Here is a 12852-nt window from a genome sequence, read left to right as displayed (position 1 = left end):
GCTGACTCCTGATGGGCTGATCCGTCACGGAGGGTTCACCCTCTGTCCGACGCACAGCAACCGCCGTGCCCCTGTCGTGCCCCACGACAGGGGCACGGTGGCGTCATGACCCGAATCCTCCTCGTCACCGAGTCGGCCTTCCCCGCGCCCGACGGCACCTCCGGCACCCTCAAGGCCCTCGTCGACCGGCTGGTCGACACCGGCCGCGAGGTGCGCGTCGTCGCCCCCGCGCCCGGCCTGCGGGACTACCGCGGCGCCGAGGTCGTGCGGGTCAGCCCCCTGGCCGCGACCGGCGGCCAGGTGCGTGCCGCGGTCGACTCCTTCTCCCCCGACGTGGTCCTGGCCGTCGACCCCTTCCCGGGCCCCGGCGGCCTGGGGCGCAAGGCACTCTCGCAGGCCGGCCGCACCGGCGTGCGCACGGTGGTGCTCCAGCGCAGCGCGGTCCCCACCGCGGCGTGGGCGCTGTGGCGCAGCCGGGTGGCCGACCGGGCCGACCTGCTGCTGACCACCTCGCGGTGGCTGCAGACTCGATTCGCGGCCGGCGGCGTGCGTGCCGAGGTCTGGTCGCCCGGCGTGGACTCCTGCGCCTTCACCCCGGCGCTGCGCGACGACTGGCTGCACCGGCACTGGTCACGGGCCTCGTCGCGGCCCGAGCCGCTGGTGGTCGTCGGGTACGCCGGTGAGCTCCGCAAGCGCCACGGCGTACGACGGTTGGCGGCGCTGGCCGACGTGCCGGGCGTGCGCCCGGTGCTGCTCGGCGACGGGCAGCAGCGCGAGTGGCTGGCGCAGCGGCTCCCCCAGGCCAAGATCACCGGCGCCCTGGGGACCGGCGACCTCGCCGTGGCGCTGGCGAGCCTCGACGTCCTGGTCCACCCCGGCGAGGAGGAGGGCTGCTGCCACGTGCTGCGTGCGGCGGCCGCCTCCGGCGTACCGGTGGTGGCACCCCGGGCCGGCGGCGCGCCCGAGGTGGTGCGTCACTTGGAGACCGGGCTGCTGCACGCGCCGGGCAGCGGGAGCGACCTGCGTCGGGCGGTGGCGTCGCTGGTGGCCGACAGCCGGCGGGCGCCGATGGGCGCTCGTGCCCGCGCGCTCGCCGAGCAGCGGTCGTGGACGCTCGCGGTGGACGAGCTGGTGGAGCGCGTCGGGCGGCAGGTGAGGGTACCCTCATTTGCCTCCGGGTAGGCGACGAAGGGGGATATGTCACACCTCCGGGGGGCAAAGGCGCGCGCTCCTCGCGCTACCGTGCTCCCTTGTGGCAACCCCGACTCTCGTCCGAGGAGCGCGCGCCTCGCGCTCGACGATCACCCTGAAGATCACGATGGCCGTCAGCGGCCTGATCTTCATCGGCTTCGTCCTCACGCACATGTACGGCAACCTCAAGGCCTTCGCCGGTGAGGAGTCGTTCAACGAGTACGCGCACCACCTGCGCACGATCGGCGAGCCCATGCTCCCCGAGAGCGGCCTGCTCTGGGTGATCCGACTCGTCCTGATCGTCTCCCTGGTGGTGCACGTGTCGTCCGCGCTGATCCTGGCGCGTCGCGCCGGCGCCGCGCGCACCGTGAAGTACGCGGTCAAGAAGAACAAGCACTCGTCGATCTCCTCGCGCACGATGCGCTGGGGCGGCCTGACGATCCTGGTCTTCCTGGTCTGGCACCTGCTGAACTTCACCATCGTCAAGGTGAACCCGTCCGGCGGCGAGACCGACAACCCCTACCAGCTCATGGTCGACACCTTCGACCTGTGGTGGATGACACTGATCTACCTCGCCGCGATGGCCGCCCTGGCGCTGCACCTGCACCACGGCACCTTCAGCGCGATGCAGACCCTCGGCTGGACCAACTCGGCGGCTGCCCGCACGCGGGCCCGCACCGCCGGCTGGGTGCTGGCGATCGTGATCGCGGGCGGCTTCTCGCTGGTCCCGATCTTCGTCCTCCTCGGCGTCATCGACTGACCGCGGCCCCACGACAGCACCGAACCGGAGAGACCGACACATGGCATCCACCGTCGACGTCAGCGGCAACACCGTCCTGACCACGCCGCCGAACCAGCAGTCCGACGACGCGCACGGCTACTACACGCTGGGCGAGAAGATCGCGGACACCAAGGCCCCGGCCGGTCCGATCAAGGACCGCTGGACCACCCACAAGATGAACAACCGGCTGGTCAACCCGGCCAACCGCCGCAAGCTCGACGTGATCATCGTCGGCACCGGCCTGGCCGGCGGCGCTGCCGCGGCCACGCTGGGCGAGGCCGGCTACAACGTGAAGTCCTTCTGCTACCAGGACTCCCCGCGCCGGGCGCACTCGATCGCCGCGCAGGGCGGCATCAACGCGGCGAAGAACTACAAGGAGGACGGCGACTCGACGTACCGCCTCTTCTACGACACCGTGAAGGGCGGCGACTACCGCTCGCGCGAGTCCAACGTCTACCGCCTCGCCGAGGTCTCGGCGAACATCATCGACCAGTGCGTCGCGCAGGGTGTCCCCTTCGCGCGTGAGTACGGCGGTCTGCTGGACAACCGCTCGTTCGGTGGTGTGCAGGTCTCCCGCACGTTCTACGCCCGTGGCCAGACCGGTCAGCAGCTGCTGATCGGCGCATACCAGGCGATGGAGCGTCAGGTCGCGGCCGGCACGGTCACGCAGTACACCCGCCACGAGATGCTCGAGCTGATCATCGTCGACGGCAAGGCCCGCGGGATCATCGCCCGCGACATGGTCACCGGCGCGATCGAGACCCACCTCGCCGACGTCGTGGTGCTGGCCTCGGGCGGCTACGGCAACGTCTTCTTCCTCTCGACCAACGCGATGGGGTCCAACGTCACCGCCGCGTGGCGTGCGCACCGCAAGGGCGCCTACATGGCCAACCCCTGCTACACGCAGATCCACCCGACCTGCATCCCGGTCTCCGGCGACCACCAGTCGAAGCTGACGCTGATGTCGGAGTCGCTGCGCAACGACGGTCGCATCTGGGTGCCGAAGAAGGCCGAGGACTGCACCAAGGACCCGCGCGACATCCCCGAGGAGGACCGCGACTACTACCTGGAGCGGATCTACCCCTCCTTCGGCAACCTGGTCCCCCGCGACATCGCCTCCCGCCAGGCCAAGAACGTCTGCGACGAGGGTCGCGGCGTGGGCCCGATGGTCGGCGACTTCCGCCGCGGCGTCTACCTCGACTTCGCCGACGCGATCAAGCGTCTGGGCGAGGACGCGGTGCGCGAGAAGTACGACAACCTCTTCGACATGTACGAGCGGATCACGGGCGAGAACCCCTACGAGGTGCCGATGCGCATCTACCCCGCCGTGCACTACGTCATGGGTGGCCTGTGGGTCGACTACGACCTGCAGTCCAACATCGATGGCCTCTTCGTCACCGGCGAGGCGAACTTCTCCGACCACGGCGCCAACCGCCTCGGTGCCTCGGCGCTGATGCAGGGTCTGGCCGACGGCTACTTCGTGCTGCCGAACACCATCCGCGAGTACCTCGCCGACGGCCCGTTCGACGCGATCGACGAGTCGCACCCCGAGGTCGTCGCAGCCCGCACCGAGGTCGAGGACCGGATCCAGAAGTTCCTCTCGATCAACGGCACCCGCACGGTGGACAGCTACCACAAGGAGCTGGGCAACATCATGTGGGAGTACTGCGGGATGGAGCGCACCGAGGACGGCCTGCGCAAGGCGATCGACATGATCCGCGAGCTCAAGGCCGACTTCTGGAGCAACGTCAAGGTGCTCGGCACCGCGGACTCGCTCAACCAGAGCCTGGAGAAGGCCGGCCGCGTCGCCGACTTCCTCGAGCTGGGCGAGCTCATGTGCATCGACGCCCTCAACCGCCGTGAGTCCTGCGGCGGTCACTTCCGGGCCGAGTCCCAGACCGAGGACGGCGAGGCGCTGCGTCACGACGACGAGTTCGCCTACGTCGCGGCCTGGGAGTTCGGCGGCGAGGGCGGCCAGCCCGTCCTGCACAAGGAAGACCTCGTCTACACGGCCATCGAGATGAAGCAGCGGAGCTACAAGTGAGACTCACCCTCAAGATCTGGCGCCAGGAGAACGCGAGCGCCCAGGGCGCCCTGCAGACCTACGACCTCGACGGCATCTCGGCCGACATGAGCTTCCTGGAGATGCTCGACGTCCTCAACGAGAAGCTGCAGGGCGAGGGTCAGGAGCCGGTCGCCTTCGACCACGACTGCCGTGAGGGCATCTGCGGCACCTGCTCGCTGATGATCAACGGCGAGGCGCACGGCCCGGAGGTCACCACGACCTGCCAGCTGCACATGCGCTCGTTCAACGACGGCGACACCATCACCATCGAGCCGTGGCGCGCGGACGCGTTCCCGGTCGTGCGTGACCTGATCGTGGACCGCTCGGCCTTCGACCGGATCATCCAGTCCGGCGGCTTCATCTCGGCGAACACCGGCTCGGCCCCCGAGGCCAACTCGGTGCCCGCGCCGCGTGACAAGGCCATGCGCGCCTTCAACGTCGCCACCTGCATCGGCTGCGGCGCCTGCGTCGCCGCCTGCCCCAACGGCTCGGCGTCGCTGTTCATGGGTGCCAAGATCACCCACCTCGGCGAGCTCCCCCAGGGTCAGCCCGAGCGCTACTCGCGCGTGGTCGACATGGTCGCCCAGCACGACCACGAGGGCTTCGGTGGCTGCACCAACATCGGCGAGTGCGCCAGCGCCTGCCCCAAGGAGATCCCGCTCGACGTGATCTCCCAGCTCAACAAGGACCTGCGCGACGCCATGCGCATGGGTCTCTGAGCCTCAGCTCCACCGGAGAGCCGGGTCGTCCCTTCGTTCGGGGCGGCCCGGCTCTCTGCATCTGGTACATCGGCCCTACGGAGTCGGCTGGTCGCACGTGCACGCCGCATCTGGAGGTCGTCGTCCGCACCAGGTGCCGACCAGGCCCTCCAGTTGGCCCTGTCGGGTCACAGCACCGATGTAGCGCATCCGTAGCCAGACGGACCGAACCGCTGCCGAGACCCTGGTCCGACGTTGAACGGCGGCCTTTCTGACCCCTTTCGGTCCGTCTGGCTACGAGCGGGACCTCCTGTCGTGACCGTCCGGAGCACCCTTGCGAGCCGAGCCCGTCGCTCAACCCCTCGGCCGCAGCGACCGCCAGGAGATGCCAGCCAGCACAGCGGTGATCACCAGGTTCACGATGATCAGCCCCGTGTGCGCGATCCAGTACCCCTGAGGCCGGTCCTCGCCGGCGGCGTGGGCCTCGGCGAGGTTGCGGGCGAACATCGTCCAGGTCAGCAGGTTCCAGCCGGCGATGCCGGCGAGCAGCCAGGCGAGGGGGCGGTTGGCGCGCATCAGTCGTCGTCCTTGCGTCGTCGGGCGGCCAGGAGGACGCCGGCTCCGGCGGCGACTCCGGCCAGGAAGGGTTTGGCGAACGAGCGTCCACCAGCGGAGGCGTCGGTCAGCGATGTGTCCTCACCCGACGGCAGCGGCGGCCCCTGCACCGGCTCCGCGGGCTCGGCCAGCGCGGCCGCCTCCCGGGCGGCCCGGGCCTCCGGCGCCGTGTAGGACCACGCCGCGGCGTACAGGACGAGGCGCGAGAAGTAGTTGATCCACACCAGCATCACCAGGGCGATCCCGAAGGCCTGGAACGCCGGCTGGCCCTGGGTCTGGGCGATGATCAGCCCCGCCAGCCGCTTGAGCAGCTCGAAGAGGACCGCGCCGAGGATCGCGCCGGACCACAGCGAGCGGTTCGGCACCTCCGCCCGGCCCAGCAGCTTGAAGATCGTGAAGAACAGCAGCGCGTTGGCCGCCAGGCCCAGCACGACGGTGATCAGCTTGACCAGCCAGGAGAGCTCCTGGTCGAGCCCGACGAAGTCGAGCAGGTCCGCCGAGAAGCCGGAGACCAGCCCGCTCACGCCGACCGCCACCAGCAGCGTCAGGCCGATCGAGGCGAGCACCACCAGGTCGCGCAGCTTGCCGGCCACGAAGCCCAGCAGCTCGTCCTCCGGCAGCTCGAAGACCGTCACCAGCGCCTGCCGCAGCGCCGAGATCCAGCCGAGCCCGGAGTAGAGGACACCGGCCAGACCGATGACACCGGCCAGGCCGGTGAAGGTGCGGAAGTCGGAGAGCTGCAGCTGCCCCTCGCCCTGGCCGATCATCCCGGGGAACAGCGACTCGATGGCGCTGCGCAGCGCGTCGTTGGCTCCGTCGACGACCGTCGAGACGACACCGACGGTGAAGAAGGCCAGCGCCAGGATCGGGAAGAACGACAGGAACGCGAAGTAGGTGATCGCGCCGGCCTGCTGCCCGGCCTTCACCGACCCGAAGTGCTCCTGCATCCGCACCACGTGGTCGATCCAGCCGTAGCGCTCGCGCAGACCAGCGATCCGCTCCTTGATCGACGCCATCTCAGCGCTCCCTCTCCGGCGCCCCCTCCAGGGCGTAGTCGCGGTAGGGCCGCCAGCCGGCGACCTCGTCGTGCACGTAGAGGTGGAACTCCTCCACGTCGAAGGCGCACTCGAACCCCTCGAGCTCGTGCTGCGCCCGGTCCAACAAGTCGTCCTGCACGTCGTGGGCGACCGTCACGTGCGGGTGGTAGGGGAAGTCGAGGTCCACGTCCAGCGGCCCCCGGCGTACGGCGTCGGCCAGCCGTGCGCAGTGCTCGGCCCCCTCCGCGAGGCTCACGAAGACCACCGGGGAGACCGGTCGGAAGGTGTCGGTACCCCGCAGGTGCACCCGGAAGGCCGGCCGTTCCCCCGCCACGTCGGCCAGGTGCGACTCGACCTCGGCGAGCCCGTCCTCGGCCAGCACCGTCGGCGGGACCAACGTGATGTGCGTGGGGATGAGCGAGGCCGAGGGGTCCCCGAGCGACTCCCGGTAGGCCTGGAGCTGCTCGCCCCAGGGGTCCGGGATCGCGACGGCGACTCCGATCGTGGGCACGCCCTCGACCCTAGCCGGAGCTCCGGGCGACGAATCCCACCCTCTGGTACACGTCGCGCAGGGTCGCCTCCGCGACCGCGCGCGCCTGCTCGGCACCCTGGTGCAGCACCTGGGAGAGATGTGTCTGGTCGTCGAGCAGCTCCAGGGTCCGCTCCCGGAACGGCGTCACGAAGTTGACCACGACCTCGGCGAGGTCCTTCTTCAGGTCGCCGTAGCCCTGGCCGGCGTACTCCTCGACCAGGTCGCTCACCGAGCGCGCGGTGAGCGCGCTGTAGATCGTCAGCAGGTTGGAGATGCCCGGCTTGCCCTCGGGGTCGAAGCGGATGTCGCCGTCGGAGTCGGTCACCGCCGAGCGGATCTTCTTCGCGCTGCGCGACGGCTCGTCGAGCATCTCGATGATGCCGGCCGGCGAGGACGCCGACTTCGACATCTTCGAGGTCGGGTCCTGTAGGTCGGCGATCTTCGCGGTGGCCTTGAGGATGTAGGGCTCGGGCAGCCGGAAGGTCTTCTTGTAGCGGTGGTTGAACCGCTGCGCGAGGTCGCGGGTCAGCTCGAGGTGCTGGCGCTGGTCCTCACCGACCGGCACGTAGTGCGGGCGGTAGAGCAGGATGTCGGCGGCCTGCAGGATCGGGTAGGTGAACAGGCCGACGCTCGCGGCCCCCTCCCCCTGCTTGGCCGACTTGTCCTTGAACTGCGTCATCCGTCGGGCCTCGCCGAAGCCGGTCAGGCACTGCAGCACCCACGACAGCTGCGCGTGCTCGGGCACCTGGCTCTGCACGAAGATCGCGCTGCGCGTCGGGTCGATGCCCATCGCCAGCAGCTGCGCCGCGGCCCGCAGCGTCCGCTCGCGCAGGACCTTGGGGTCCTGCTCGACGGTGATCGCGTGCTGGTCGGCGATGAAGAAGAAGGGCTGGTGGTCCCGCTGCAGGTCCACCCACTGGCGCAGAGCGCCGAGGTAGTTCCCGAAGTGGAACGAGTCGGCGGTCGGCTGGATGCCGGACAGGACACGGGGACGGGCTCCGCCGGTGGGTGCGCTGGGCACGGCCACCTCGGGCTCGGTCGTCGCTGACATGCGCGTCATTCTCCCTGACGCGCGCTCCGCTCCGCTCGCCGGGCCAGCGCCAGGACGACCAGGCCCGCCAGCGCCAGGCCGACACCGACCAGCAGCGGCGCCCGCAGGCCCCATCCGGCGGCGATCACGGCACCGCCGAGGAAGGCGCCCAGGCTGTTGCCGATGTTGAGGCTGGCGTGGCTCAACGCCGCGCCCAGGGTCTGCGCGTGCTCGGCGGCGTCGATCAGCCGTACCTGGAAACCGAGCGCCAGCACGGAGCCGACGACGGTCACCATGAAGCCCGCGACCAGCGCCCACCAGCCGTACGGCGCCAGCACCCAGTACGCGAGCAGTGCCGCGGCCAGGCCGACCGAGCCGATCTGCAGGCTGTGCTGCACCGACCAGTCGACCATCCGGCCCGCGACCATGTTGCCCACGACCATGCCCAGCCCGATGACGAGCAGGAAGACCGCCACGGTGGACTCGGCGAGCCCGCCGACGTCGGTCGTGATCGGGGCGATGTAGGAGACCAGCGCGAAGAGGCCGCCGAAGCCGATGCCCGAGGCGCCGACGGCGTACCAGAGCTGGGGGTGGCGCAGGGCGGTGAGCTCGCGCCGGGTCGAGGCCGTGCGGTCGCCGGGCGTGCTCGGCACGAACGCCAGGATCAGCACGACCGTCACCGCGCTGATGACACCGACGGCCACGAAGGCCGCGCGCCAGCCGAGCTGCTGACCCAGCAGCGTCGCCGCGGGGACGCCGAGGACGTTGGCGACGGGGATGCCCATCATCACCAGCGCCAGGGCCCTCCCCCGGCGCTCCGGGGCGACCATGCCGGCCGCGGTGAGCGCCGCCACACCGAAGTAGGCACCGTGCGGCAGCCCGTCGAGGAACCGGACGAACGCCAGCAGGCCGTAGTGCGACATCGCTGCGCTCAGCAGGTTGAGCAGGCCGAAGCTGGCGATCAGCCCGACCAGCAGCCCGCGGCGCGGCAGCTTGGCGCCCAGCGCGGCCAGCAGCGGCGCACCGACGACGACCCCCAGCGCGTACGCCGAGATCAGGTGCCCGGCCTGCGGGATGCTCACGCCCACGCCGTCGGCGATCTGGGGCAGCAGCCCCATCGTGACGAACTCGGTGGTGCCGATCGCGAACCCGCCCGTGGCCAACGCGGTCACGGCGACGGCGAACCGCAGTCGCGAGACCGGGTGCACGGCGGTGCCGACGGCGATCGGCGCATCGGGCTCGGCGAGGCTGGTCATCGTGCTCCTGGGGGGCAGAGGAGGGGCGGTGCGGAGGAGGCTGGGTTTACCGGTCAAGCATGGCGTTCCTCAGCGGCAACGACAAAGCCCCGGGAGTTGTTCCCGGGGCTATGCCGTGGTGGAGCCGTGTGCTCGTCGTGCGAGCGGTGCGTCAGAAGGCGGCGAGCGCCTCGTTCAGCGTGGCCGAGGGACGCATGACCTCGTCGGCCTTCTCGTCGACCGGGCGGTAGTAGCCGCCCACGTCGGCCGGGCTGCCCTGGACGCCGTTGAGCTCGGAGACGATGGTCTCCTCGGCGGCGGTCAGCTTCTCCGCGAGCGGCTTGAAGACCTCGGCCAGCTCGGGGTTCGCCGTCTGCTTCGCGAGCTCCTGGGCCCAGTACATCGCGAGGTAGAAGTGCGAGCCGCGGTTGTCGATGCCGCCGATCTTGCGCGTCGGCGACTTGTCGTTCTCCAGGAACGTCGCGGTCGCAGCGTCGAGGGTGTCGGCCAGCACCTGGGCGCCGGCGTTGTCGGCGTACCCGGCGAGGTGCTCGAAGGAGGCCGCCAGCGCGAAGAACTCACCCAGGGAGTCCCAGCGCAGGTAGTTCTCCTCCAGCAGCTGCTGGACGTGCTTGGGGGCCGAGCCGCCCGCGCCGGTCTCGAAGAGGCCGCCGCCGTTCATCAGCGGGACGATCGAGAGCATCTTCGCCGACGTGCCGACCTCGAGGATCGGGAACAGGTCGGTGTTGTAGTCGCGCAGCACGTTGCCGGTCACCGAGATGGTGTCCTCGCCCCGGCGGATGCGCTCGACGGAGTACGTCGTGGCCTCGGCCGGCGCCATGATCTCGATGGTCAGCCCGTCGGTGTCGTGCTCGGGCAGGTAGGCCTTGACCTTCTCGATGAGGTTGGCGTCGTGCGCGCGGGTCTCGTCGAGCCAGAACACGGCCGGCGTCTGCGAGGCGCGGGCGCGGGTGACGGCCAGCTTCACCCAGTCGCGGATCGGCTCGTCCTTGGTCTGGCAGGCGCGCCAGATGTCACCGGGCTCCACGTCGTGGGAGGTGAGGACCTCACCGGCGCTGTTGCGGATCTCCACGGTCCCGGCGGCCGGGATCTCGAAGGTCTTGTCGTGCGAGCCGTACTCCTCGGCCTTGCGGGCCATCAGGCCGACGTTGGGCACCGAGCCCATCGTGGCCGGGTCGTAGGCGCCGTTGGCCTTGCAGTCCTCGATGACCGCGGCGTAGACGCCGGCGTAGGAGGAGTCGGGGATGACCGCCAGACAGTCGTCCTCGTTGCCGTCGGGACCCCACATGTGGCCGCCGATGCGGATCATCGCCGGCATCGAGGCGTCGATGATCACGTCGGAGGGGACGTGCAGGTTGGTGATGCCCTTGCGGTCGTCGACCATCGCCATCCGCGGGCCGTCGGCCAGGCCCTGCTTGACGGCGGCCTCGATGGCCTCGCCCTCGGGGAGGTCCTTGACCGCGGAGAGCAGACCGCCGAGGCCGTCGTTGGGCGAGACGCCCGCGGCGGCGAGCTGCTCGCCGTACTGCTCGAAGAGGGTCGGGAAGAACGCCTGCACGGCGTGACCGAAGATGATCGGGTCGGAGACCTTCATCATCGTGGCCTTCATGTGCAGCGAGAAGAGCACGTCGTCGGCCTTGGCGCGGGCGATCTGCTCGGTGAGGAAGCGGCGCAGCGCGGCGACGTTCATGAACGTCGAGTCCACGACCTCGCCGGCCTCGACGGCCAGGCCGTCCTTGAGGACGGTCTCGGTGCCGTCAGCGCCCTTGAGCACGATCGAGAGGGTGTCGGCGGCCGGCATGACGACCGACTGCTCGTTGGAGCGGAAGTCGTCCTTGCCCATGGTCGCGACCGCGGTCTTGGAGTCCTTGCTCCAGGCACCCATGCGGTGGGGGTACTTCTTGGCGTAGCCCTTGACCGCGGCCGGGGCGCGACGGTCGGAGTTGCCCTCACGCAGGACCGGGTTGACCGCGGAGCCCTTGACCTTGTCGTACTTGGCGCGGATCTCCTCCTGCTCCGGGGTGGAGGGGGACTCGGGGTAGTCGGGCAGCTCGAAGCCCTTTTCCTGCAGCTCCTTGATCGCGGCCTTCAGCTGCGGCACGGAGGCGGAGATGTTGGGCAGCTTGATGATGTTCGCCTCGGGCTTGGTCGCGAGCTCACCGAGCTCGGCCAGCGCGTCGTCGGCGAGGTCGAAGGCGGCCAGGATGCGGCCGGAGAGGGAGATGTCGCGGGTCTCGACCTCGACACCGGCCTTGGCGGCGTACGCCTGGATGATCGGCAGGAAGGAGTACGTCGCGAGCAGCGGCGCCTCGTCGGTGTGGGTGTAGATGATGGTGGCCATGGTTTCCGGCGGCTCCTGGACGATCGTCGGCTCGATGCTGGCAGTGTTTCTTGACGTCAAGATACCTGACGCCTGCAGGGCCAGCCTGACAGGACCGTCCCACCCGCTGCTAGCGTCACCGGGAGCCAATGTTCGTGATCCGTTCGTGATCGTCTCGGACCCTCTTCCTAGGAGACCTGCGTGACCACCACCCCGCTGAAGGTGGCCGTGACCGGCGCCGCCGGCCAGATCGGCTACAGCCTGCTCTTCCGCCTCGCCAGCGGTGCGCTCACCTCCGAGCGCCCCATCGAGCTGCGCCTGCTCGAGATCACCCCCGCGCTCAAGGCGCTCGAGGGTGTCGTCATGGAGCTGGACGACTGCGCGTTCCCCGGCCTGGCCGGCGTCGAGATCGGCGACGACCCGGAGAAGATCTTCGACGGCGTCAACCTCGCCCTGCTCGTCGGCGCCCGCCCGCGCGGCCCGGGCATGGAGCGCGGTGACCTCCTCGAGGCCAACGGCGCGATCTTCACCGCCCAGGGCAAGGCGCTCAACGCCGTCGCCGCCGACGACGTCCGCGTCGGCGTCACGGGCAACCCGGCCAACACCAACGCGCTCATCGCGATGAAGAACGCCCCGGACATCCCGGCCGAGCGGTTCTCCGCGCTGACCCGCCTCGACCACAACCGCGCGATCTCGCAGCTGGCCGCGAAGACCGGCGCCTCGGTCACCGACATCACCAAGATGACGATCTGGGGCAACCACTCCGCCACGCAGTACCCCGACCTGTTCCACGCCGAGGTCGCCGGCAAGAACGCCGCCGAGACGGTGAACGACCAGGAGTGGCTGGAGAACACCTTCATCCCGACCGTCGCCAAGCGCGGCGCCGCGATCATCGAGGCCCGGGGCTCCTCCTCGGCCGCCTCCGCCGCATCGGCCACCATCGACGCCGCCCGCGACTGGCTCTACGGCTCCGCCGAGAACGACTGGGTCTCCATGGCCGTCGCCTCCAACGGTGAGTACGGCGTCCCCGAGGGCCTCATCTCCTCCTTCCCCGTCACCACCAAGGACGGCGACTGGAAGATCGTGGAGGGCCTCGAGATCGACGACTTCTCCCGCGGCAAGATCGACGCCTCCACCGCCGAGCTCGCCGAGGAGCGCGACGCGGTGACCGAGCTCGGGCTCATCTGACCGCCGAGAGGTCGCTCGCGCACCGCCGAGAGGTCACTCGCGCACGGCCGAGAGGTCTGCGGGGTCAGAGGAATGTCGCAACACCCCCTGCCCCGAGGGGGATGTTGTGCCGACTCCACCGATGCCTGCTGACCAGCTC

Annotated in this window: 11 protein-coding genes; 5 read left to right on the top strand and 6 right to left on the bottom strand. The window is 70.1% G+C overall.

What is annotated here, in order from left to right; all coding sequences use genetic code 11:
* The first annotated feature begins 105 nt into the window (after positions 1 to 105).
* The 4 genes from A6R01_RS15870 to A6R01_RS15855 all read left to right on the top strand — a co-directional run bounded on the left by A6R01_RS15870 (position 106) and on the right by A6R01_RS15855 (position 4756).
* Positions 106 to 1182, top strand: coding sequence for a glycosyltransferase (locus tag A6R01_RS15870; protein ID WP_292607894.1), 1077 nt, complete (start codon positions 106 to 108; stop codon positions 1180 to 1182).
* A 70-nt stretch (positions 1183 to 1252) separates the two neighbouring features.
* On the top strand, positions 1253 to 1951 hold the full coding sequence (locus tag A6R01_RS15865; RefSeq protein ID WP_292607892.1) for a succinate dehydrogenase cytochrome b subunit: 699 nt from the start codon (positions 1253 to 1255) through the stop codon (positions 1949 to 1951).
* A gap of 40 nt (positions 1952 to 1991) precedes the next feature.
* Positions 1992 to 4016, top strand: coding sequence for a fumarate reductase/succinate dehydrogenase flavoprotein subunit (locus A6R01_RS15860; RefSeq protein ID WP_292607889.1), 2025 nt, complete (start codon positions 1992 to 1994; stop codon positions 4014 to 4016).
* Positions 4013 to 4756 (top strand): succinate dehydrogenase/fumarate reductase iron-sulfur subunit, encoded by a 744-nt coding sequence (locus A6R01_RS15855; RefSeq protein WP_292607886.1) that lies wholly within the window; start codon positions 4013 to 4015, stop codon positions 4754 to 4756. Before A6R01_RS15860 ends, A6R01_RS15855 begins: the two co-directional genes overlap by 4 nt.
* Before the next feature lie 333 nt (positions 4757 to 5089).
* On the opposite strand, the gene A6R01_RS15850 is transcribed toward A6R01_RS15855, so the two are convergent.
* From A6R01_RS15850 to A6R01_RS15825, 6 genes are all read right to left on the bottom strand, one after another.
* Complete coding sequence (locus A6R01_RS15850) at positions 5090 to 5311, bottom strand: SCO4848 family membrane protein (RefSeq protein WP_292607884.1); 222 nt, start codon at positions 5309 to 5311, stop codon at positions 5090 to 5092.
* Positions 5311 to 6366 carry a YhjD/YihY/BrkB family envelope integrity protein gene (locus A6R01_RS15845; protein ID WP_292607881.1) on the bottom strand — a complete coding sequence of 352 codons (1056 nt, stop codon included), beginning with the start codon at positions 6364 to 6366 and terminating at the stop codon, positions 5311 to 5313. Before A6R01_RS15845 ends, A6R01_RS15850 begins: the two co-directional genes overlap by 1 nt.
* A 1-nt stretch (position 6367) precedes the next feature.
* Positions 6368 to 6898 carry a 2'-5' RNA ligase family protein gene (locus A6R01_RS15840; RefSeq protein ID WP_292607878.1) on the bottom strand — a complete coding sequence of 177 codons (531 nt, stop codon included), beginning with the start codon at positions 6896 to 6898 and terminating at the stop codon, positions 6368 to 6370.
* 10 nt (positions 6899 to 6908) lie between these two features.
* Positions 6909 to 7970, bottom strand: coding sequence for a tryptophan--tRNA ligase (gene trpS / locus A6R01_RS15835; protein WP_292607875.1), 1062 nt, complete (start codon positions 7968 to 7970; stop codon positions 6909 to 6911).
* A 5-nt stretch (positions 7971 to 7975) separates the two neighbouring features.
* Positions 7976 to 9205, bottom strand: a complete 1230-nt coding sequence (locus A6R01_RS15830) for an MFS transporter (RefSeq protein ID WP_292607872.1) — start codon at positions 9203 to 9205, stop codon at positions 7976 to 7978.
* A gap of 151 nt (positions 9206 to 9356) precedes the next feature.
* Positions 9357 to 11546 (bottom strand): NADP-dependent isocitrate dehydrogenase, encoded by a 2190-nt coding sequence (locus tag A6R01_RS15825; RefSeq protein ID WP_292607870.1) that lies wholly within the window; start codon positions 11544 to 11546, stop codon positions 9357 to 9359.
* Between the two features lie 180 nt (positions 11547 to 11726).
* On the opposite strand from A6R01_RS15825, the gene A6R01_RS15820 reads away from it, so the two are divergent.
* Positions 11727 to 12713, top strand: a complete 987-nt coding sequence (locus tag A6R01_RS15820) for a malate dehydrogenase (protein ID WP_292607867.1) — start codon at positions 11727 to 11729, stop codon at positions 12711 to 12713.
* The last annotated feature ends 139 nt before the right edge of the window (positions 12714 to 12852 follow it).

Origin of the sequence: Nocardioides sp. REDSEA-S30_B4 (assembly GCF_001627265.1) — a bacterium.
Taxonomy (GTDB): Bacteria; Actinomycetota; Actinomycetes; order Propionibacteriales; family Nocardioidaceae; genus Nocardioides.
This window is presented reverse-complemented; position numbering and strand designations above follow the sequence as displayed.

Bases quoted from the DNA above. Each gene is read 5' to 3' on its own strand.
- A6R01_RS15870 (WP_292607894.1), top strand. From the start codon at position 106: ATGACCCGAATCCTCCTCGTCACCGAGTCGGCCTTCCCCGCGCCCGAC.
- A6R01_RS15860 (WP_292607889.1), top strand. From the start codon at position 1,992: ATGGCATCCACCGTCGACGTCAGCGGCAACACCGTCCTGACCACGCCG.
- A6R01_RS15850 (WP_292607884.1), bottom strand. From the start codon at position 5,311: ATGCGCGCCAACCGCCCCCTCGCCTGGCTGCTCGCCGGCATCGCCGGC.
- A6R01_RS15845 (WP_292607881.1), bottom strand. From the start codon at position 6,366: ATGGCGTCGATCAAGGAGCGGATCGCTGGTCTGCGCGAGCGCTACGGC.
- trpS (WP_292607875.1), bottom strand. From the start codon at position 7,970: ATGTCAGCGACGACCGAGCCCGAGGTGGCCGTGCCCAGCGCACCCACC.
- A6R01_RS15830 (WP_292607872.1), bottom strand. From the start codon at position 9,205: ATGACCAGCCTCGCCGAGCCCGATGCGCCGATCGCCGTCGGCACCGCC.
- A6R01_RS15825 (WP_292607870.1), bottom strand. From the start codon at position 11,546: ATGGCCACCATCATCTACACCCACACCGACGAGGCGCCGCTGCTCGCG.